Raw genomic sequence first — 20,396 nt, 5'->3', positions numbered from 1 at the left:
AAATCGCAAGCTAGGATGACAGTCTCACTATGGGGCTATAGCTCAGCTGGTAGAGCACCTCAATGGCATTGAGGGGGCCAGCGGTTCGAGTCCGCTTAGCTCCATCATCAAATAACCCAATAATCTCTATCAACGACCGGTAAACCCACTCTGGGAGCCGGTTTTCTCATATATTTTTTGTCCTCGAGAGTCCGAGTTTATCGGCGGGTATCTGGGGGGCAAATAGGGGAAACTCGATGACCCCAACCTTCCCGCGACCACATGTTGACGGATACGTTGGCGCAGGTAGTAAGCCTTTCAGTCCCTCCAGTCTCTTAGGCAAGGAAGTCGAGGCGTTATCGCTGGGGAAAGGCCAATGGAGTTAGAAAGTTAACTCGGCGTGTTGTCTCGGAGTAACGAGTACATGTTTTCACGCTTCCGTTCTGAGGAAACGACACCAATCATGGCTTTTGTCGGCGTAGCTACGCGATCGCAGAGCCCAAGGACAATTTCCGCCGACCTATTGCAGCTCTGGATCGATCGTCCTTACCATCCTCTACGGCAGCAATCGGCTCTCCAATGGCGCGATCGCTCTGGAGCGCTAAGCCATCGCGTCGGGGAAGCGATCGCCTGATACCACTCGCCGCCCCAGCCCTGCCGCGCAGTAACATCGAAGCACGGGTTCGAGGAAGTCAAAGTGGTTGCCCTCGCACACAAAAAGTTCACGATCGAGCAGTATCAGCGCATGGCCGAAGTGGGGATTCTCACCGAATGCGATCGCGTCGAGTTGATTGAAGGAGCGATCGTTGAAATGTCACCCCTGGGCAGCAAGCACATCGGTTGCGTCAATCGCCTAGCCGAACTGTTCTTCATGGCACTATCAGATGTCGCACTGGTGCAGGTTCAAAGCTCCGTGCGGGTAAGCGATCGTTCTCAACCCCAACCCGACCTTGCGATCCTGCAACGGCGCTCGGACTTCTATAGCGGCAAGCTTCCCGAGCCAGAAGACATCTTTGCTCTCGTCGAAGTAGCCGATACGACCATCAACTACGATCGCACCGTCAAAGCCCCGCTCTATGCCCGTGCCGACATTCGCGAAGTTTGGATTGTCGATCTCAACACGCCCGCGATCGAGATCTACCGCAATCCGAGTCCCGACGGCTACACCAGCGTGCAGACCGTCCGGCCGGGTGAATCTCTGGCGTTCCAAGCATTCCCAGATCGACCGTTTGCCGTCGGTGAAATCTTGGCGGATGCTCCGTGACGTTGCGGGGATTGTTCAGTAAAGCTTTGCCGTCCCTCGTTCGCGGTCGAACTCGAAACGTTTCTGGAAGTTCGTTACCCCATAAAGGTTGAACGAAATCGTGGGTTCGTTGCCGAGGACTTCTACGCTATGAATGGCTTCCGGAGTTAGCCCGATAACATCACCCGGATTCAACACGACTTCGCCGACCGGTTCGATGCGGTCCCGTGCGTCCGCTGTCGGCGATCGCTTCCAGATCCGGTTGCGCTCCTGCCCGGCTATCAGGGCGATCGCGCCCCAGGACGCATGATTGTGAATTGGCGACACCTGCCCCGGCGCCCAGGTCACCATCTGCAGCGTCAGCGGGAACTCGTGGTCTCGATACAAAAACCTCACCGCCCAACCCGTCCGCGGCGAGGGCGGGTCGAACTCCATCTGCAACCAGTACGAACTATTTAATAGAGTCCGCACCCGCGGCAGGATTGCTTGCAAGCGTTGGCGATCGTCGGGCTCCTGCGCCAAAATGTCTTCGAGATCGCTCAAGAACCGATAGAGTCGGTAGGGTTCCAACGGCGGTTCGAAGCACTCTAAGTCGAGTTCGGTGTAAGTGCTGTCGTCTATAACAAGCCAGTTACGGGCATCCATACGGGGTCTCAGCTCTGAATCGGCCTCAAGCTAGCATGGCAAACTTAACCCTTTCTAAGCCGCCGCTTGTCCGGTTCCTCGCGCCCATCCTAGCCGGGTCAGCAGCTGGAGCGATCGCCGCGATCTGGTTGGCATCATTGCCAGTGACTGGTGGACCGACCCCTGTTTGCCGAGATGACTTTGCCGCCGTGCCCGCTGGCGAGTTTGCGGCCGGCAGCGATCGCGCCGAACGCGACTACGGCTACCGCATCTCCGCCCTGGCCGCGGCACCACAAGCCGAACGCGTCCCCGCAGTCGAACAGCGCCTGCGTCAAGCTCGCTGGTTCGAAAACGAGCGATCGCGTCAGACGCTCTCCTTACCGGGGTTCTGTATCGCACGCAACCTCGTTACCAACGCCGACTACCGCGCGTTCGTGCAAGCCACCAGACACCGCATTCCGGGTATCTCCGCTACGGAGTACCAGCAGCAAGGCTTTCTCGTCCATCCCTACACCACCGTCGAGCGCTTCCTCTGGACGGGCGATCGCTACCCTGCCGGGACGGGGAGACATCCCGTCGTACTCGTGTCTTACCGCGACGCTCTAGCCTATGCCCGCTGGCGCGGCAATCGCGACGGCATCGCTTACCGACTGCCGAGCGCTCTGGAGTGGGAAAAAGCCGCCCGCGGCACCGACGGTCGCTATTTCCCCTGGGGCGATCGCTGGCGCGACGACGCCACCAATTGGGGGACGGACCCGGATTACACGACCGCAATCGCGAGCTACCCCCTCAGCCGCAGCCCTTTCGGAATGGAAGACGCTGCCGGCAACATCTTCGAATACTCCGCCACTTTGACAGCCAACGGCGATCGCGTTGTTCTCAAGGGGTGCTCGTGGGACGACCTGCCGGGGTTTTGCCGTGCTGCCTACCGTCACGCGCGCCCGCTAGCCTCGCGACACATCTTGTTCGGGTTTCGCCTCGCCTACGATTCCGAGCCGAGCAAGCGGACGCTGAAATAAGCTAAATGCCGCCCATTCGGTTTTGCCGAAGCGCCATAATTGCGTTCGGGAATCCGACCCAACTGCGGTTAGCACTCCAATACAGAGAGTGCTAAATTTGCTACTGGTAGACCGACGGAACGACACGCAATCATGGCAAAAATCCTATCTTTCAAGGACGAAGCGCGGCGATCGCTCGAAGCGGGCGTTAACGCTGTTGCGGATGCCGTTCGCATCACTTTGGGTCCCAAGGGCCGCAATGTCCTGCTCGAGAAAAAGTATGGCGCGCCGCAGATCGTCAATGACGGCGTGACGGCAGCGAAAGAGATCGATCTCGAAGATCCGCTCAAGAACACGGGCGCACGTCTGATCCGCGAAGTTGCCTCCAAAACGAACGACGTGGCTGGCGACGGCACCACCACCGCCACCGTGCTCGCACAGGAGATGATCCGCGAAGGTCTCAAGAACGTAACGGCTGGTGCCAATCCCATTGCCCTCAAGCGCGGCATCGATAAGGCTGTCGATTACCTGGTCGCGGAGATTGAAGCCGTATCGAAGCCCGTAGAAGGCGGCGCGATCGCCCAGGTGGCAACCGTGTCTGCCGGTAACGATGAAGCGGTCGGTGACACGATTGCCGAAGCAATGGACAAGGTGACCACCGACGGCGTCATTACGGTTGAAGAGTCGAAGTCTCTGGAGACCGAACTGGAAGTCGTCGAAGGGATGCAGTTCGACCGCGGATACGTTTCGCCCTACTTCGTGACCGATCAAGAGCGGCAAACCGTCGAGTTTGAAAATCCGTTCCTACTGATCGTCGATAAGAAGATTGGCGCGATTCAAGATTTGGTCCCAGTTCTGGAGCGCGTAGCGCGAGCGGGGCGACCGCTGCTGATCGTTGCCGAAGATGTTGAGGGCGAGGCCCTGGCGACGCTGGTGGTGAACAAAGCACGCGGCGTTCTAAACGTAGCGGCAGTAAAAGCACCGGGCTTCGGCGATCGCCGCAAGCAGATGCTCCAGGACATTGCGATTTTGACCGGCGGTCGCGTGATCTCCGAAGAAATCGGTCTGAGCTTGGAAAGCACGACGGTCGAGATGATGGGGTCTGCCCGCAAGGTCTCGATCGATAAGGAAACCACGACGGTTGTGGCGACGGGTGAAAACCGCGCGGATGTTGAGAAGCGCATCGCGCAGATCCGCAAGCAACTAGCCGAAACCGACTCCGAGTATGACAAAGAGAAGCTGCAAGAGCGGATTGCTAAATTGGCCGGCGGCGTTGCCGTCATTAAGGTCGGTGCAGCAACCGAAACCGAGCTGAAAGAGCGCAAGCTTCGCATCGAGGATGCGCTGAGTTCTACGCGCGCGGCAGTCGAAGAGGGCATCGTCCCCGGCGGCGGCACGACGTTGATTCATCTGGCAACCAAGGTCGGGGAGTTCAAGCAGTCCCTCGATGCCGAAGAGCGTCTGGGTGCTGACATCATTCAGCGATCGCTCATCGCACCGTTGCGTCAAATTGCTGACAATGCTGGCGTGGAAGGCACGGTCGTGGTCGAGAACGTGCGCACCACCGATTTCAACGTTGGCTTCAATGCTCTGACCGGCGTGTACGAAGACCTGATTGCAGCAGGTATCATCGACCCGGCGAAAGTAGTACGCTCTGCTTTACAGAATGCTGCTTCAATTGCGGGCATGTTGCTAACGACTGAAGCCTTAGTCGTCGAGAAGCCCGAGCCCGAACCGGCGATGCCCGACGGTGGCATGGGTGGCATGGGTGGCATGGGCGGCATGGGCGGCATGGGCGGCATGGGTGGCATGGGCATGATGTAATACCCACCGCCGCGATGTCGTAGCAATACGCACCGCGCTGCATACAGCCCCACTTACTCGAACAAGCGGTCTGTCCTCCGGGACAGACCGCTGTCATATCATTCCTACGAAATCACTTTTATACCGTCTCTGCCCACTAGTGGACGTTCGTCAGCCCCGCAATTGCTTCAAGTGGGGTATCATCCACCGTCATCATCGTTTGCTTACCATTGCCTCAGCTTGACAACTGCCGTGGTGCGGTTGAGTTTGTTGGAGACGCCCAGCAGATTGTCGTTGCGTCAAAGATCTGCGCGCGCGTTCCGCCCTCAGCATCATCGCTCTTGCGCCGGCGATCGCCCGCATAGAGCCCTTCTCGAGCCTGCTGCTGGCAGCCACCTCGAACTGCCAGATACCGTCCGCAATCTTGCCAAAGCGTTCGGATAGCCCGGGCGATCGCAGTCGTTCTTCACTCCGCCGATCGATCGTCATCACGCGAGCGGGGCAAGCGAGTGGTGTAGACTGAGCCTAAGCAATCGACGAACGTGCAGCTGCGTAAGCGGTATCTGCAGTTCGCGAACCCGGCGCAAGCAAACGCGGTCGGCCCCGATTAGGTCGGGTCGCTGTGGGATTTTTACTCGTTTATGATTCCCACAATCTTTGCTAAGTCGTTAGGGACTAGTGAGTTATGGGTCGGAATGTTCGGGCTTTTACTACATTTCTTGACAAGTTTCTTGCGCGACAGCTGGCGCTCTACGAGTAGGCGCTTGTTTGTCGCGGTCGTCGGCGCGATCGCTCTGTTGCAATGGGTTATATTCCCGGCATTCACCCAGCAACCGGTGACCGTGAAGGTACTGGTCCAAGCGCTTGAAGGTGCACAGCTAGCACCGTTGGTAGAGCGCTTTCACCGCGAAAACCCCGACATCGAGCTCGACATTGTCGAAGCGCCCAACGATACGAACAACGTCGAAGATCTTTACACCTCGGCGTTTTTGCTAGGCCAGTCGCCCTACGACCTGGTTTACATGGATATCGTATGGGTGCCGAAGTTCGCGGCAGCCGGGTGGTTGTTGCCGCTGGACGATCGCATCGAGCGGGCGGGCATCGACCTTGGCAAGTTTCTCCAGGGCGACGTCAATGGCGGACGCTACCGCGGCGAGCTCTATCGTATGCCGTTTCGCTCCGACGGCGGCATGCTTTACTACCGTACGGATTGGTTGCAAGCAGTCGGACGGCAGCCGCCCGCAACCTTTGACGAATTGGTCGATGTCTCCCAAGAGTTGCAAGCGCAGGGACTGACGGATTGGGGATACGTTTGGCAGGGCAAGCAATATGAAGGACTCTCGGCGATGTTCGTTGAGGTGCTCGCTGGCTACGGAGCGTACTGGGTCGATCCCGACACGCTGGATGTCGGCTTAGACCGATCAGAGGCGATCGCTGCCGTGGAGTTTCTCGTCAGCACCATCACCTCGGGCGTGTCCCCGCCGGGAGTGACAACGTATTCCGAGGAACCGGTACGCCGCTTGTTCGAGAACGGACGGACCGCCTTCATGCGCAACTGGCCGTACGCCTACAGCCTGGGACAGCAGTCGGCGATCGCGGGTCAGTTCGCCATCCAGCCGATGGTGCGATCGTCTCAGGGGCGCAGCGGAGCCTGTCAGGGCGGTTGGGGCTTGGGCATTGCTAAAACCACGGCGCATCCGGACGCAGCTTGGCGAGTTGCAGAATACTTCGCTCGCGCGGAAACGCAGAAGCAGTACAGCTTAGAGACTGGCTATGTTCCCAGCCGTCGCGAGCTGTTCGCGGATCCCGAGCTGGTTGCCGAATTCAGTTATCTACCGGATTTGTTGAACGTCATCGAGAACTCGGTGTTGCGACCGCCGATCGCGCAATATTCCCAAGCATCCGACATTCTCCAGCGCTATCTGAGTGCGGCATTCTCGCGTACGATGACGCCGGACGCAGCCATGGAAGCCGCCGCGCGCGAGACGCGGGCGCTGCTGCGCTCGGCGCCGCGGGCATCCTAACCGTTGCGCGGGGAAGTTTAGTTAACCTTCGAGCGTACGCGATCGTGTCTATTCTCAAACCACAAACCATTCAAGAACAGGACCAATTGACGGGTTGGTTGCTCTCGCTGCCCGCACTCGTGATTTTGTTGCTGGTGTTTGCGTACCCGATCGGGCGCGCGATTTGGCTGAGCTTGTTTACCGAGAATCTGGGCACGCAACTGCAACCCATTTTCTCTGGATTGGAAAACTACGCGCGCATGTTCGGTGACGGCCGCTTCTGGCAGAGCCTGAGCAACACGGCCCTGTTCACCCTTGTGTCGCTGCTGTTGGAGTTGGTTTTGGGGATGGGGATGGCACTGGTGCTCGATCGCGAGTTTCGCGGTCGCGGCCTCGTGCGCACGATCGGGATCTTGCCTTGGGCGCTGCCAACGGCAGTCATGGGCTTGGCGTGGGAGTGGATTTTCAACGACCAGTACGGCGTGGCCAACGATATTCTGCGGCTATTCGGCGCCGATGCCGTTACGTGGCTGGGCGAACCAGGTTATGCCATGGTGGCACTGATCGTTGCCGACGTGTGGAAGACAACGCCCTTCATTGCAGTCATTCTCTTAGCCGGATTGCAGTCCATTCCGCAGGACTTATACGAAGCACATGCCATTGATGGTGCCAACCCGTGGCAGAACTTTCGGAAGATTGCACTGCCATCGATCGCACCGCAGATAACCGTCGCGCTGCTGTTCCGATTTGCGGAAGCCTTCGGTGTCTTCGAACTCGTGCTGGTCATGACCGGTGGCGGCCCTGCTGGTTCGACCGAAACCGTGTCGCTTTATGTCTATAACACGGTCATGCGCTACCTGGATTTCGGCTACGGTGCGGCATTAATTGTTATTACCTTCGGCATCTTACTTGCTGCCGTGGCACTAGCGGCCTTCGTGCTTTCTAAAATCCGAACAAACGCGATAGGAGAACGATAGACGTGGCGATCGTGCAAGAGCAAAATGAAGGGCAATCTCGATCGGTTTCCTGGCGTAACGTGGCACTAGTTTGTGGAATCGTCGGGTTAGTCGTCTTCTGTTTGGCTCCGGTCATGTGGCAGGTGCTGACGTCGTTTAAGGTCGACACCGCGATCGCGCGCATCCCCAATATCTACTTACCGAGTCCCACACAGCTGACGTTCGATCATTACATCGACCTGTTCTCGCGCCGGCCCTTTCTGCTGTACGTTTTCAATAGTTTGTTCGTGGCAGCCGCAGCAACGCTCGTGGCCCTGGCAGCGGGGGCGCCAGCAGCCTATGCTCTAGCGCGGCTGAAGATTCCCGGCGAGCGCGTTCTCGTAGCGATCGTGTTGATCGTGACGCTGTTTCCCTACGTACTGCTCTTTCTCGGTTTGTTCGAGGTTGTCAAAGCCCTCGGTTTGGGCAACAACTATTTGGCACTGATTATTCCCTACGCCGGCAAGAACTTGCCGTTAACGATCTTGGTGTTACGAAGCTTCTTTCAGCAATTGCCGAAAGATTTGGAAGACTCGGCCAAGATGGACGGCTACAGTACCGTACAGTTACTCACGCGTATTATCTTACCGATGACCGTTCCAGCAATAGTCACAACGGGCATTCTGGCGTTTATCTTTGCTTGGAACGAGTTTATCTTTGCCCTGACGTTCGTAACGCGCGAGAGCATGAAAACCATTCCGGTGGCCACGGCACAGATCGGCGGGTCGTCGATTTTCGAAATTCCTTACGGACCGATCGCCGCTGCCACCGTGGCCGGGACGCTACCGCTCGTTCTGCTGGTTCTGTTCTTCCAACGCCGCATCGTTCAGGGGCTGACGGCAGGTGCGGTTAAAGGTTAGCAGAGCTATCTCGGCCGGCGCGTACACACTCTAAACGACCACACGCGATCGCGAAAACCATGGCAAAACTCGAGTTACAAAACGTCCGCAAGGAATATAACTCCAAAACCGTTCCAATCAAGGAACTCAGTATCGAGGTTGACTCCGGGGAATTTCTGACCTTCGTCGGTCCGTCCGGGTGCGGTAAATCGACGACGCTGCGCCTGATTGCTGGTTTGGAAGAGCCCTCCCGCGGACGCGTGATTCTCGATGGCAAAACCATTAACAACGTGCCACCTGGCGATCGCAACATTGCCATGGTTTTCCAAAGCTATGCTCTGTACCCGCACATGACCGTTGCCGAGAACATTGCCTCGCCCTTACGCCTTCGCAAGGTTGACGCAAGTGAAATCCAACAGCGCATCAACGGCGTCGTTCAAAAGCTCGGACTGGATCGGGCATTACTCGGGCGCAAGCCCGGTCAACTGTCCGGCGGTCAGCGGCAGCGCGTCGCCGTGGCACGGGCGCTCGTGCGCAAACCGGAGGCATTCTTGCTCGACGAACCGCTGAGCAACCTCGATGCGTTGCTGCGCGAACAAGTTCGTGCCGAACTCAAACAAATCTTCGAAGCGCAAAACAAACCCGTCGTCTACGTCACGCACGACCAAGTTGAAGCTATGACGCTCTCGACGCGCATTGCCGTACTCTTCGACGGCGTGCTGCAGCAGCTCGCGACGCCCTACGAGGTCTACAACGTCCCGGCTAATGCCTTCGTCGCCAGCTTCATGGGCAGCCCGCAGATGAACTTGCTAACGCTCGGCTGCAAGGGCGATCGCGCCATCTTAGGCAATGCTGAAATTCTCTTACCAGACCTACAGCAAAAACCGTCGCGTGTGGTTCTCGGCATCCGTCCGGAAGACCTGACGTTGGCGACTGATGAAGGCGAACTGACAGTAGGCGGCAAGGTGTTTCTGGTGGAGGATCTCGGCAAAGAGAAACTGCTTAGCGTGCGGCTTGACGGCGATGCGGAAAAGACGCTGCGCGCGCTGGTTCCGGCAGATGCCTCCCACGGTGATGACGTCCAGCTCGCGATCGCGTCCGGCGGGCTGCATTGGTTCGACGCGGAGTCGGGCGATCGCCTCTCACAGTCGGATTCAGGCTGAGTACTAGCACCGCCAGCTTAGGGCATCGTGCTGGAAAAGGGAAAAGGCTGAGTTCTGCACCGATTGAGGTCCACTGGCTTAAACAAAAAACTTGACACCCTCATTTTTGAGACGATTAACTAACGTTCCTTGAGAGAGGCTTGTGGCTTTGAAGGCATTAGTTGCCATTACTCTGTTTGCGTGTCATGACGGGATCGCAGACCGCGCGAATTGCCAGAGTTCCTGAACTACAAGATCTTGCGCCCGGTCAACAATTGCCGGACTTCGAGCATGGCCGAATACGTCGGCAAGACATGCAGGGTTTCACCTGTAGGGCTTAGTTCCAGCGCGCGATCGACCGCTCGGGACAGTTCCGGCTCGACGAGGATTGCCGCTCCGGCTTGTTTTAAAGTTTCGCAACCGTACTGCAGCCGCAGTGCCATATCGTAAGCCCGATCGCCACTAACAACAAGCGTGCCACTAGCGAGTAACTTCTCCGTGTCGGCGTCCCAAATCCACGATACGTCCGTGCCGTCGGGAATGCGATCGTTAAGAACAATTAGCACGACTGACGTTTTTCCGCCATCCCGTTGTTGTACAACCGCGCGGATAGTTTCGTTGGTGCCGACGGGGTTTTTCGAGAGGAGAATGCGGACGTGTTTGCCGGCAACGGTCAGTTCCTCGGCGCGACCGAACGCAGCTCGAAACGATTGGATAGCGGTTTTTACGCCCTCGAGCGGAACGTTAAGTTCCTTGGCAATAGTTGCCGCCGCGAGCGTATTGTATTTGTTGTAAACGCCGATGAGGATTTGCGGCCACTCGCGGCTGTTCAGTGCCGGCTGCGGCTTAGCAAACCCGCAGTTCGAGCAAGTGTAATCGCCCAAGTGAGACAAGTAGACTCCTGCATAATCCAAAGCGGTACCGCAGCGCGGACAGTAGATCGAATCGACTGCGTGGGGAATCTCGTCGAGATAGAGCTCGGGCTCGCTCAGTCCAAAGTAAGCCACGCGCTGGGATAGTTTCGCTCCCAAATTCGCTAGGGTCGGGTCGTCGGCAGCGAGCACGATCGCCGTATCGGTAGGAAGTGGCGCGATCGCTGCTTGCCAGCGCCGTCCGATCGTATCGACTTCGCCGTAGCGATCGAGTTGGTCGCGAAATAGGTTGAGACCCAAGATCGAGCGCGGGCGGCAGTCCCGCAACACCAGCGGCAAAATGTTTTCGTCAACCTCTAGGATGGCGTAGTCGGCGTCGAGTTGCCCGAATAAATTGGCATCGGCCAGCAATGCCGTTATTAACCCGTTCAATAGGTTTGCGCCAGCGGCATTGTGAGTGACGCGCGCGCCAGTTTGTTCCAACATCGTCCGCAACAGCAGCGACGTCGTCGTTTTGCCGTTCGTGCCGACCACCAGCACGACGCCCTGGCACACCTGCTCGAACAACAACGGCAATAAGCGCGGATGCAGCCGCCGCGCGATTTCGCCCGGTAGCACGCTGGCGGCACCCAACCGCAAGCCGCGTACCGCAGCCGTCACGCTTTTCGCGACGAGTACGGCAAGTCCCAGCCGCAGCCGGTCGCCGAATTGCTGTTTGCTTGGCACGGTCGTCCTCCTGAGCGATCGCGCGTTGCGTCCGCCTGGTTGCACAATAGTTTACGGAGTCTACGAAAGTTTACGGACGCGCTCGCACTGCTCGGCAGGAACGTTCGGGTCCGCAGGAATATAAGCGAGGGATGACTGATGGATTTTCCGCACGTACTGCCGCATGTTTTACTGCCCGCTCTAGCGCGCGTCCGCTCGCTGCCGTGGCAGACGGTTCGTCGCCTCTGCTACCTGACCGTGACGCTAGCAGCAATCGGCTTGTTGCTGAGTGGCGCCCCCGCGATCGCCAGCGTCGACGACGATCGCTACGAAGGCAATATTTTCGCGCTTTATGGCGGGAACGGCTCGTTGGTTCCGCCGCACGTCACTCTCGCCGAATCGTTGCGGGCCGGGAAACCGGCGTTGCTTGTGTTTTATCTTGACGACAGCCGCGATTGCAAAGAGTATGCCGTGTCCGTCACCCGGCTACAACGCTTCTACGGACGCGCCGCCAGTTTCATTGCCATCAATGTCGACTCATTGCAGGACGGTCGCGAGTTCGCGCGCACCGAAGCCGGTTACTTTTATAGTGGAGCAGTGCCTCAAACGGTTTTGATCGACGGTAGCGGTGCCGTGGCGTTCGATGGCACGGGACAAGTGGAATTTGAAGCGGTCGACGATGCCTTCCGCGAAGTGTTCGACCTACTCCCGCGAACGGAATCCGTCGAGCTGAAACGCCGTCCGGTTAACGAGATTCTCTACGAGCTGACGGAAGAGTAAAGTTCGGGCGACTTGCCAGGGGCAGTTCGGCAGTTGCGGGGCGATCGCATCGGACAGCGCGGCGACAATCGCGTTGCGTCTCCAACCATCATGCCGACGGACTCATGGGATCGGCGGTCGCGCAGGAGGTCGCGCCGTAAATGGCAGTTTCCAACTGTTGCAGGGCCGTTTCCAAATCATCGTTGATAATTTGCCAATCGAATTCGTGCTGGGCGGCAACTTCCTCGCGGGCGCGGGCAAGGCGTTTGGCGATCGCCGTTTCGCTGTCTTTACCGCGATCGCGCAAGCGGCGCTCCAACTCGTCGAGCGACGGCGGCAGTAGAAAGATGGAAACGATCTCTGCATCGTACTGCGCGCGCACCTGCCGCGCTCCCGCCAGCTCGATTTCCAACAACACCGACTTCCCCGCCGCAAATTGCTCCGATACCATTTGGCGCGGCGTGCCGTAATAGTTACCCGCATACTCAGCCCATTCCAGTAACTCGCCCGCAGCGATCGCTGCTTTGAACTCCGCGCGCGCGAGAAACCAATAATCTTGGCCGTGGACTTCACCAGGCCGGGGGGCGCGAGTCGTAGCCGAAACCGAGAGTTGTAAATCCGGGTGGCGTTGAAGTAACGAGCGCACAAGAGTGCCCTTGCCGACACCGCTCGGGCCGGTGAGAACGATGAGCTTGGTTGCTTGCATGGAATAACTGTCGCGTTAATTGCGATCTTCGTGCCCGTCGCGGTGAACGACAAAGCGATGCGCCACGGTTTCCGGCTGAATCGCCGAAAGAATGATGTGGCTGGAGTCGGTAATGATAACAGCACGAGTGCGGCGACCGTAAGTAGCATCAACGAGCTGCCCGCGATCGCGGGCATCGGTAATGATGCGTTTAATCGGCGCTGACTCGGGACTGACAATAGCAACTACTCGGTTGGCAGAGACAATATTACCAAAGCCGATATTTATCAATTGGATATCCATTCAGAGAAACGAGCGGACGCTCGCAAGGCGGGGTAGGGCTGCTGCCTCAATAGTATCGATAATGAATAGTTCTACAATCGAAAAGTTAAGCGAGCATGAGGTTCTCGTCGATTTGGTTAAATTTACGACCAATTGCCTGTGTTTTCGCGACAATTCTCCTCCTTTAGGAGGATCGAACTGGGCGATTTCACCCGAGGGCGAGGGATGCAAGGAGTAGATTTCACCACATTAAGCGCGGTGCTAGTTGAGCTTCGAGCGGGATGGTTGCCTGCCCGCGCCGAGCAAGTTTATCAACGCGATCGCCACACGTTATCGCTCGCGTTGCGGACGCTGCGCGGTCGGGACTGGCTGACGATTTCTTGGCACCCCCAAGCCGCGCGCTTGCATGTGGGCGAGCCGCCGCCGCGAACGCCCGATACGTTTGCCTTCAGCGAGCAATTACGTCACCAAGTCAACGGATTGGCCCTGGTCGATATTGCCACGATCGCCCCCTGGGAACGGGTGGTCGATCTGCAGTTTGCCCCCCGGCCGGGCGATGCGGTGTTGTGGCACCTGTACGTAGAAATCGTTGGCAAGTATAGCAACACGGTGTTGGTGGATGCCGGTGGCAACGTGGTGACGGTCGCGCACCAAGTATCCCCCGAGCAGTCGCGGTTGCGGCCGGTACTGACGGGGCAACCCTACGAACCACCACCGCCGCTGACGGGCACCGTGCCGACCGGTGAGGAGGCCTTCACTGACTGGCGCGATCGGGTGCGACTGGTACCGGGCAAACTTTGGAAGCAGCTGTTGAAAAGCTATCGCGGCGTCGGTCCGACCCTAGCGCGATCGCTGAGCGCGGCAGTGGGCATCGATGCCGACCGCTCGACTGACGACCTCCACGATGGCGAGTGGCACTTGTTATACGAACGCTGGCACGAGTGGTTAAGTGCCTTGGAAAACAAGACATTTGTTCCGGGCTGGACGGACGGCGGTTACACGGTCCTCGGTTGGAATTGCGTCGCACCCGAGCAGTCGGTTCAGACATTGTTACAGAGCTATTACGGGCGGATTCTCGAACGGCAAGTCTTCACACAATTGCACCAACAACTGTTGCAGAAAGTGAAGAATGCAACTACTAAAATCGAGCAAAAGATCCGGCGTTTTGAGGAACGATTGCAGCAGTCCAACGATGCCGATAGCTATCGCGAGCGAGCCGATCTGCTCATGGCTTATCTTCACGAATGGCAGCCGGGAATGACAGCGATCGCGCTACCGGATTTCGCAACGGGAAAGCCCGTAGAGATTGCGATCGATCCCGAAAAGAATGCCGTTCAAAATGCTCAGGCTCTCTACAAACGCCACCAGAAACTCAAGCGCGCTCGCACTGCTATCGAGCCGTTGCTGCAGGACGTGCGCGCGGAAGCCGATTATCTGGGGCGCGTCGAAGCCGCGCTCGCGCGCCTCGATTGTTACACGACACCCGACGATCTGCAGGCGCTCGAAGAAATCCGCGCGGAGTTAATTCAAGAAAACTACTTGATTTCGCCGCGCGATCGCCGTCGCAATAGCGGCGATGCCGACAACCTTACTGAGGCGCAGCCCTTACGATATCGCGCACCGAGCGGCTGCGAGTTGCTCGTCGGCCGCAACAACCGCCAAAACGATCGCCTCAGTTTCCGCACAGCTGTCGAGTACGATTTATGGTTCCACGCCCAAGAAATTCCCGGCAGTCACGTGCTGTTGCGTCTCGCACCCGGTGCGGTTCCTGACGATGCCGATCTCCAATTTGCAGCAGACCTCGCTGCTTTCCACAGCCGAGCGCGGCAGGGCGATCGCGTCCCGGTGATCTACACCGAGCCCAAACACGTCTTCAAACCCAAAGGTGCGCTTCCCGGCACAGCAATCTATTCCCACGAACGGGTTTTGTGGGGCAGCCCACAGGCGATCGCCCGCAATCCCTCAGGCGAGGTAATGCCGTAAGCGATCGAGCAAATACGGTACCCCACCGATCGCTCGACGCGATGCTGCTCAGGTCTCTCGTTCCGTCATCTAACAGTTGCGACGAACCAAACAGAGCGAAGGGGACCTCCTCCCTAGAGGCTATCAGCGAGGGCACTCCCACAAGCTTCCTATTTATGTGAGACCAGAGGCGTACTTAACATGAAGGGCACATCAAAATTTACCGGATTGTGGCGTTCCGGCAGCTCAAATGCCTTCCGCCGTGCCGACCTTCGGTCTTGGGCGATTCGATCGAGGTGCATTGAAGTTTCTTTTTCTGGATTTGGTATGGTTTTGAGGGGTAGGATCGAATATTCCGAGTCAAAAACAAGCGAGCCCCAGAACGCCCATCTTGGCAATTGTTCTTAGTCCCCTATCCGTTGCTAATTGAATCATTTGCCGTGAGGCCGAGATGGTGAACCGATCTCCGAGGAAGCTAATGCGATCTCCATTGGCTCGAGTTGCGCTGGTTCGAATCGATATTGAAACCAAGCGACAGCAAACATACAGCGCGAAACGCGAATGCAATTGAGAAAGGGCTAGGTTGACGGCAACCTAGCCCTTTCTCGAGCTATAAGTTTCGATTGACTTTGTAGTTGACAATGAGCGAAGCGACTCTACTGTTTGAGCCGGTAACGATAAGAACAACGACGCAACCTTGCAGAACTGTCTCGCCTTCGAGCTTGCCTAACCAGGCTTGCGGTTGAGTGCTTTCCTCGTGGCCCCTCCCCAGAGACTTTAATGTCTCTTCGAGCAGTCGGTACTGATACCAGCTGAGGAAAACGAGCTTCCTTTTTTTTGAGGATTGGCGGGTTCGGGTCGCGTTGGAATCAAGCGGATGGCACTATGCTCGATTTCCCAAATTCTTAAGAACCTTCCTGTCGGTTCTCTTGTGCCTTAACCTCAAATTAACGCTTTCTAGCCCCCTCTGCAACCCCAGAAACATATTTTCACAATATCGCTGCTCGGCAATCTCATGCTGAACGTTTGCCAATTGAGCACTGCGTAGCAACAGCTGCTTGCACGAGTTAAAGCGGTTCATTTATTTGTCTCCATCGTTCTGCATGATTGCCTAAAAGCAGCTCAATGATTATTGATAGAGAGCCAGTACATTGCAAAACAAACCGCAGACACTGCACCCTCGGATGGCAACCACGATCGCGTCCAATTCTCGGGTTTGCGAATGCAAAAGTCCGGAGCAACTGAAAAGGAGCAAGGCTGATGGCAACCTCGCTCCCTATCTCCTTCTGAAGTACGTTAAGTGTGATTGACTTTTTTTGGGTTGGCAATGAATGAATCGACTCTTCTTTCGAGTCGGTAATGGGACACTAAACCACAACCCTTCAGAACTTACTCGCCTTCAACGTTGCCTAACCTGGCTTGAGGTCGAGTTGCGTTCCTCGCGAACTCTAGCTTCACATCGAGCTTGGATCGAGCACGGCGGCATCAAGTTCTTATTGAGGAAGATGCACTACCCTTTTTTGAGGATTGGCGGGTTCGGGCTGCGTTGGAATCGAGCGGATGGCACGGTGCTGCGATTCCTAATCCTTAATCGGAACCTTCCTGTCGGCTCCTCTGTGCCTTAACCTCACGTTAACGCTTCCCAGCATCCCCTTACACCCTCGGAAACATATCGTCACAATGGCTCAGTTCGACGGTTCTTATAACAGTTGCAGTCCGACTTGAATGCCGAAAGTTGCCAGTTTTTCACACAACCTAGTGCCGCCAAGCCAACTGCCACAACTGCTCGCACAGAGGCGTCACAGTCGGGTAAAAAGTCGATTTCAAGTGCAATTCCGACTAGGCCGCTATGGTGCATTGCAGAGACCATCCAACTCCATTCATGGTGCCAAGAATCGCTCTTGGCAGCGTGCAGCCACTCTCTTGCAAACAGATGATGCGGTGAGTGTTTTGAGCGGCTGCAGCAACCAATAGCTTGGATAGGCTCTGCGAATGCGCTACCAAGGTCTAATAGTTCTGAAAAACTTGCTTGAGTACCGGCCAATCAATTAGGGCGTAGAACCCAAAGACAACGACATCGGCAACAACTGGTAGCAAGAGAACTAATGCCGACAAATACAACTGAACGACACAGGCAGCCTCTTGGGTGACAATGCGCGGGCCGCTGCATGAGATTCAATACAAACCTATGCTGCCGGCGTAGGCGAACTCGTCCCACGAGAATGAATCAGTTGTCTGTTTTCCTGAAGTGATACCAATTGCAGAAATGCCTAAGACAGATGGTGCTAGCGAGCCCCGGGAGTAAAAGTTCCCGAGCTGCCATTTGTCGCAGCACTTCCTAGAGTTGGTATGAGATGCTTGTAATGGGCTAGGAGCATGCTAAATGAGGGTTCTGCACCTGTGCTAGCCTCACTGTGCCGGACTACCCGTTGTCTTTACGTCACTTTCTTGCTTCGCCCTGTGGTTTTTCCGGTTGTTTTCTTGCTCGCCGTCGAGTCCGCCGATTGACCGTTGGTAGAAGTAGATGTGCTGGACGACGACTTGTCAGCTGAGGATTTACTTTCCGAGGACTTACTCTTTGAAGACTTTGCCTTGGCCGTCGACTTAGTCGTCTTCGACGACGAGGCGCTTGCAGACTTGCTAACGGTTCGGGATTTTGTTGCAGTGGACTTGCCCGACTTGCTCGATTTGCTCCTCGACTTAGTCGGACCTTTCGCAGCAATCGCCGCGATCGCTTGCTCCAGAGTGATGTTATCTGGTGTCGCGCCATCCGGTAGCGAGGCATTAACCTTCCCGTGGCTGACGTAGGGACCGTACTTGCCGTCGAACAAGTTTACGGGTTCGCCATCTTCGGGGTGGTTGCCGAGTGCGCGCAGGGGGGGTTTCGTACCGCGCCCGCGTCCGGCCTTGGGTTGCGCCAGCAGTTCCAGCGCGCGCTCCAACCCAACTGACAGCACATCGTCTTCCTTTTTCAGTGAGCGGTAGTCCTTGACGACTTTGCCCTGCTCGTTTTTGCCCCGCTCGTGAACGATGTAGGGACCGTAAGGACCGACACCTGCCTTCACGGGGCGGTTGGTTTCCGGGTGCGTGCCCAGCAGTCGCGGCAGTTTTAGAAGTCCGACCGCCTGCTCGAGCGTCAGCTCTTCGGGAGGCGTGCCCTTGGGCAGGGATGCACGCTTGGGTTGCTTGTTGGTCTCGGTTTTATCGCCGAGCTGCACGTACGGGCCGTAGCGTCCCACCAGCAAGTAAATTGGTTCGCCCGTCTCTGGATGCAATCCCACCTTGTCGGGACCTTCGAGCTTCTGGCGCACCAAGGTCTGAATGCGATCCGGGTCGAGATCGGCTGGCGTTAAGTCTTCGGGGAGGGATGCCGTCACTGGCTCCGCTCCGTCGGCTTTAACTTCTACGTATGGACCGTAGCGACCGATGCGCACGATCGCGTCCTCCAGGGTCGCCATCGAGATGGCTTTTGCTGTTGCTGGATCGATGTTGGTTTCGCGTTCCTTGACCTGGTTCTCCAAGCCGCGATCGCCCGAATAAAAAGTCTCCAAGTAGGGCACCGACTGCACGCCCCCGGTAGCAATATCGTCGAGGGTTTGTTCCATGCGAGCCGTGAAACCCGGATCGACAAGGTCGGGGAAATGTTCTTCCAACAATCCAGTGACTGCAAAGGCCGTGAAAGTGGGGATCAGCGTGCTATTGCGCATCAACACGTAGCCGCGATCGACGATCGTGCCCATGATCGTGGCGTAGGTGCTGGGACGACCGATGCCTTCGCTTTCCAGGGTTTTAACCAAAGAAGCTTCGGTGAAGCGAGCGGGCGGCTGCGTGTCGTGGGAGAGGGCTTCGAGGGTGCGGCAATCGGGGCGATCGCCCACGCCCAGATGCGGCAGAATGGCTTCGCGATCTTCGAGCGCGGCCTCCGGATCGTCCGACCCTTCGACATAAGCCCGAAAGAAGCCGGGAAAGTCGATGCGCTTGCCGGATGCGCGAAACTCGGCATCTTCGACTTGAAGGCGCACGCTAGTCTGGGTCAAGCGGGCGTCGGCCATCTGGCACGCTACCGTCCGCTTCCAAATTAAGTCGTACAGCGACAGCTCCCGACCGCTCAATCCAGTATCTTGGGGCGTGCGAAAGGTTTCACCAGCAGGACGGATGGCTTCGTGGGCTTCCTGTGCGCCTTTAGATTTGGTTTTGTACTGACGCGGCTTGGGGCTGAGATAGTTTTTGCCGTACTTGTGCTCGACGCACGAGCGCGCGGCCGTCACGGCTTGGTCGGACAGGTGGACGGAGTCCGTCCGCATGTAGGTGATGAAACCTTGCTCGTAAAGGCTCTGAGCGACTCGCATCGTGTCGCGTGCGGAGATACGCAATTTGCGGTTGGCTTCTTGCTGCAACGTCGAAGTCGTGAACGGAGGCGAGGGCTTGCGGGTAGTCGGCCGCTCGTCCACGGCACTCACCGACCAGGGCTTACCGTCGAGGCGGTCTTTAAGCGCGGCAGCGTCCTCGGCGTTGAGAAGCACCACGTTGCGACCGGCCGATAGTTGACCGGTGCTGGCATCGAAATCACTGCCCGTAGCCAGACGCCTGCCGCTGAGGGAAACGAGCTTGGCTTCGAAATCGCTTTTATCCTTGGCGAGTAAAGCTTTAAGGTCCCAGTACGTTCCGGACTTAAACGCCTGTCTTTCTCGCTCGCGCTGCACCAGGAGCCGCACTGCTACAGACTGAACGCGCCCGGCCGAAAGCCCCGGCGCGATCTTTTTCCAGAGCAACGGAGAAAGCGTATAGCCCACCAAGCGATCGAGGATGCGGCGGGTTTCTTGGGCGTGAACGAGGTCTTCATTGAGGGTGCGGCAGTTGTTCAACGCCTTCCGGATGGCCTCGCGAGTGATTTCGTGGAAAACCATACGCTTGATCGGCACCTTGGGCTTGAGCAGCTCTTTCAAATGCCAGGAAATGCTCTCGCCTTCGCGGTCTTCGTCCGTTGCTAATACGAGTTCGTCGGCATCGGCCAGCGCGGCTTTCAACTCCTTAACAACTTTTTGTTTCTTTTTGGGGATGACATAGAGCGGCTCGAAACTTGCCGCAACATTAACGCCGAGCGTTGCCCAATCTTCACCCTTAACCTTTGCCGGCACTTCATCTGCCGACGCTGGGAGGTCGCGGACGTGACCCATTGAGGCTTCGACGCGATAACCGGTCGGCAAGTACTGGCGGATCGTACGAGCTTTGGTCGGGGATTCGACGATGACGAGCTTAGACATCGGCGGCACGGTGAGAGAGAGCAGGTGAATGGCTCAGTTTTAGGTTGCCACCACTACAGCAGGGTAGCCGAGCGGAAAGCCGGGAGAGGAACTCTGGCGCATGGAAACCAATGGTTGCCAGCATTCCTTACGAATACCAAATCTAATACTAAGTTGCTAATGACCTTAACATTCGCGGTGGAAAACGTTGCTCGGTCGCGCGGAGGGATCGCCGGACGCAGCGGTCTCTTTCGGAATCATT

15 protein-coding genes, 1 tRNA gene and 1 pseudogene are annotated in these 20,396 nt (G+C 57.1%); 11 read left to right on the top strand and 6 right to left on the bottom strand.

All coding sequences use genetic code 11. The features are described 5' to 3' along the window. The first annotated feature begins 31 nt into the window (after positions 1 to 31). From KR51_RS14295 to KR51_RS14290, 3 genes are all read left to right on the top strand, one after another. Positions 32 to 104 (top strand) — tRNA-Ala (locus KR51_RS14295). 299 nt (positions 105 to 403) lie between these two features. Then, complete coding sequence (locus KR51_RS19870) at positions 404 to 613, top strand: hypothetical protein (protein ID WP_022608776.1); 210 nt, start codon at positions 404 to 406, stop codon at positions 611 to 613. A 63-nt stretch (positions 614 to 676) separates the two neighbouring features. Further along, positions 677 to 1,243 carry a Uma2 family endonuclease gene (locus KR51_RS14290; protein ID WP_022608775.1) on the top strand — a complete coding sequence of 189 codons (567 nt, stop codon included), beginning with the start codon at positions 677 to 679 and terminating at the stop codon, positions 1,241 to 1,243. Between the two features lie 15 nt (positions 1,244 to 1,258). On the opposite strand, the gene KR51_RS14285 is transcribed toward KR51_RS14290, so the two are convergent. Next, a complete protein-coding gene (locus KR51_RS14285) occupies positions 1,259 to 1,867 on the bottom strand; it encodes a cysteine dioxygenase family protein (RefSeq protein ID WP_022608774.1) in 609 nt (202 codons plus the stop codon). Positions 1,868 to 1,902: 35 nt separating this feature from the next. Between KR51_RS14285 and KR51_RS14280 the strand changes: the two genes are divergently transcribed. After that, positions 1,903 to 2,865 carry a formylglycine-generating enzyme family protein gene (locus KR51_RS14280; RefSeq protein WP_022608773.1) on the top strand — a complete coding sequence of 321 codons (963 nt, stop codon included), beginning with the start codon at positions 1,903 to 1,905 and terminating at the stop codon, positions 2,863 to 2,865. Positions 2,866 to 2,997: 132 nt separating this feature from the next. Continuing rightward, positions 2,998 to 4,668 (top strand): chaperonin GroEL, encoded by a 1,671-nt coding sequence (gene groL / locus KR51_RS14275; RefSeq protein WP_022608771.1) that lies wholly within the window; start codon positions 2,998 to 3,000, stop codon positions 4,666 to 4,668. A 192-nt stretch (positions 4,669 to 4,860) separates the two neighbouring features. Here the strand turns inward: groL and KR51_RS14270 are convergent, their stop codons facing one another. Continuing rightward, positions 4,861 to 5,136 (bottom strand): hypothetical protein, encoded by a 276-nt coding sequence (locus KR51_RS14270; RefSeq protein ID WP_040656398.1) that lies wholly within the window; start codon positions 5,134 to 5,136, stop codon positions 4,861 to 4,863. A 275-nt stretch (positions 5,137 to 5,411) separates the two neighbouring features. Between KR51_RS14270 and KR51_RS14265 the strand changes: the two genes are divergently transcribed. From KR51_RS14265 to KR51_RS14250, 4 genes are read left to right on the top strand one after another with little or no spacing between them, the layout of a single operon-like run. Further along, positions 5,412 to 6,671, top strand: coding sequence for an ABC transporter substrate-binding protein (locus KR51_RS14265; protein WP_232214624.1), 1,260 nt, complete (start codon positions 5,412 to 5,414; stop codon positions 6,669 to 6,671). Positions 6,672 to 6,721: 50 nt separating this feature from the next. Next, positions 6,722 to 7,627, top strand: a complete 906-nt coding sequence (locus KR51_RS14260) for a carbohydrate ABC transporter permease (protein WP_198016801.1) — start codon at positions 6,722 to 6,724, stop codon at positions 7,625 to 7,627. A 59-nt stretch (positions 7,628 to 7,686) separates the two neighbouring features. Next, positions 7,687 to 8,505 carry a carbohydrate ABC transporter permease gene (locus KR51_RS14255; RefSeq protein ID WP_408638131.1) on the top strand — a complete coding sequence of 273 codons (819 nt, stop codon included), beginning with the start codon at positions 7,687 to 7,689 and terminating at the stop codon, positions 8,503 to 8,505. Between the two features lie 59 nt (positions 8,506 to 8,564). Continuing rightward, the gene (locus KR51_RS14250) at positions 8,565 to 9,647 is read left to right on the top strand and encodes an ABC transporter ATP-binding protein (protein ID WP_022608766.1); all 1,083 of its coding nucleotides are present in this window, start codon (positions 8,565 to 8,567) and stop codon (positions 9,645 to 9,647) included. Positions 9,648 to 9,874: 227 nt separating this feature from the next. On the opposite strand, the gene KR51_RS14245 is transcribed toward KR51_RS14250, so the two are convergent. Continuing rightward, positions 9,875 to 11,224 (bottom strand): Mur ligase family protein, encoded by a 1,350-nt coding sequence (locus KR51_RS14245; protein ID WP_022608764.1) that lies wholly within the window; start codon positions 11,222 to 11,224, stop codon positions 9,875 to 9,877. Between the two features lie 138 nt (positions 11,225 to 11,362). Between KR51_RS14245 and KR51_RS14240 the strand changes: the two genes are divergently transcribed. Continuing rightward, positions 11,363 to 11,983, top strand: a complete 621-nt coding sequence (locus KR51_RS14240; RefSeq protein ID WP_022608763.1) for a thylakoid membrane photosystem I accumulation factor — start codon at positions 11,363 to 11,365, stop codon at positions 11,981 to 11,983. 88 nt (positions 11,984 to 12,071) lie between these two features. On the opposite strand, the gene gmk is transcribed toward KR51_RS14240, so the two are convergent. Further along, on the bottom strand, positions 12,072 to 12,668 hold the full coding sequence (gene gmk / locus KR51_RS14235; RefSeq protein ID WP_022608762.1) for a guanylate kinase: 597 nt from the start codon (positions 12,666 to 12,668) through the stop codon (positions 12,072 to 12,074). A gap of 15 nt (positions 12,669 to 12,683) precedes the next feature. Continuing rightward, on the bottom strand, positions 12,684 to 12,950 hold the full coding sequence (gene remA / locus KR51_RS14230; protein WP_022608761.1) for an extracellular matrix/biofilm regulator RemA: 267 nt from the start codon (positions 12,948 to 12,950) through the stop codon (positions 12,684 to 12,686). A gap of 204 nt (positions 12,951 to 13,154) precedes the next feature. Here remA and KR51_RS14225 point away from each other — a divergent pair, with 204 nt between their 5' ends. Further along, positions 13,155 to 14,912: an Rqc2 family fibronectin-binding protein gene (locus tag KR51_RS14225; protein WP_022608760.1), complete on the top strand. Its 1,758-nt coding sequence runs from the start codon at positions 13,155 to 13,157 to the stop codon at positions 14,910 to 14,912. A gap of 2,588 nt (positions 14,913 to 17,500) precedes the next feature. Here the strand turns inward: KR51_RS14225 and topA are convergent. Beyond that, positions 17,501 to 20,155, bottom strand: a pseudogene (gene topA / locus KR51_RS14215) (type I DNA topoisomerase); the annotation flags it as partial. Positions 20,156 to 20,396: the final 241 nt, after the last annotated feature.

It is taken from the genome of Rubidibacter lacunae KORDI 51-2 (assembly GCF_000473895.1).
GTDB classification, from domain to species: domain Bacteria; phylum Cyanobacteriota; class Cyanobacteriia; order Cyanobacteriales; family Rubidibacteraceae; genus Rubidibacter; species Rubidibacter lacunae.
Note: the sequence above shows the minus strand (reverse complement) of the source record. Positions and strands in the feature narration are given on the sequence as shown.

Coding starts and splice junctions, on each gene's coding strand:
- KR51_RS19870 (WP_022608776.1), top strand. CDS start 404: ATGTTTTCACGCTTCCGTTCTGAGGAAACGACACCAATCATGGCTTTT.
- KR51_RS14285 (WP_022608774.1), bottom strand. CDS start 1,867: ATGGATGCCCGTAACTGGCTTGTTATAGACGACAGCACTTACACCGAA.
- KR51_RS14280 (WP_022608773.1), top strand. CDS start 1,903: ATGGCAAACTTAACCCTTTCTAAGCCGCCGCTTGTCCGGTTCCTCGCG.
- groL (WP_022608771.1), top strand. CDS start 2,998: ATGGCAAAAATCCTATCTTTCAAGGACGAAGCGCGGCGATCGCTCGAA.
- KR51_RS14270 (WP_040656398.1), bottom strand. CDS start 5,136: ATGACGATCGATCGGCGGAGTGAAGAACGACTGCGATCGCCCGGGCTA.
- KR51_RS14250 (WP_022608766.1), top strand. CDS start 8,565: ATGGCAAAACTCGAGTTACAAAACGTCCGCAAGGAATATAACTCCAAA.
- KR51_RS14240 (WP_022608763.1), top strand. CDS start 11,363: ATGGATTTTCCGCACGTACTGCCGCATGTTTTACTGCCCGCTCTAGCG.
- gmk (WP_022608762.1), bottom strand. CDS start 12,668: ATGCAAGCAACCAAGCTCATCGTTCTCACCGGCCCGAGCGGTGTCGGC.
- remA (WP_022608761.1), bottom strand. CDS start 12,950: ATGGATATCCAATTGATAAATATCGGCTTTGGTAATATTGTCTCTGCC.
- KR51_RS14225 (WP_022608760.1), top strand. CDS start 13,155: ATGCAAGGAGTAGATTTCACCACATTAAGCGCGGTGCTAGTTGAGCTT.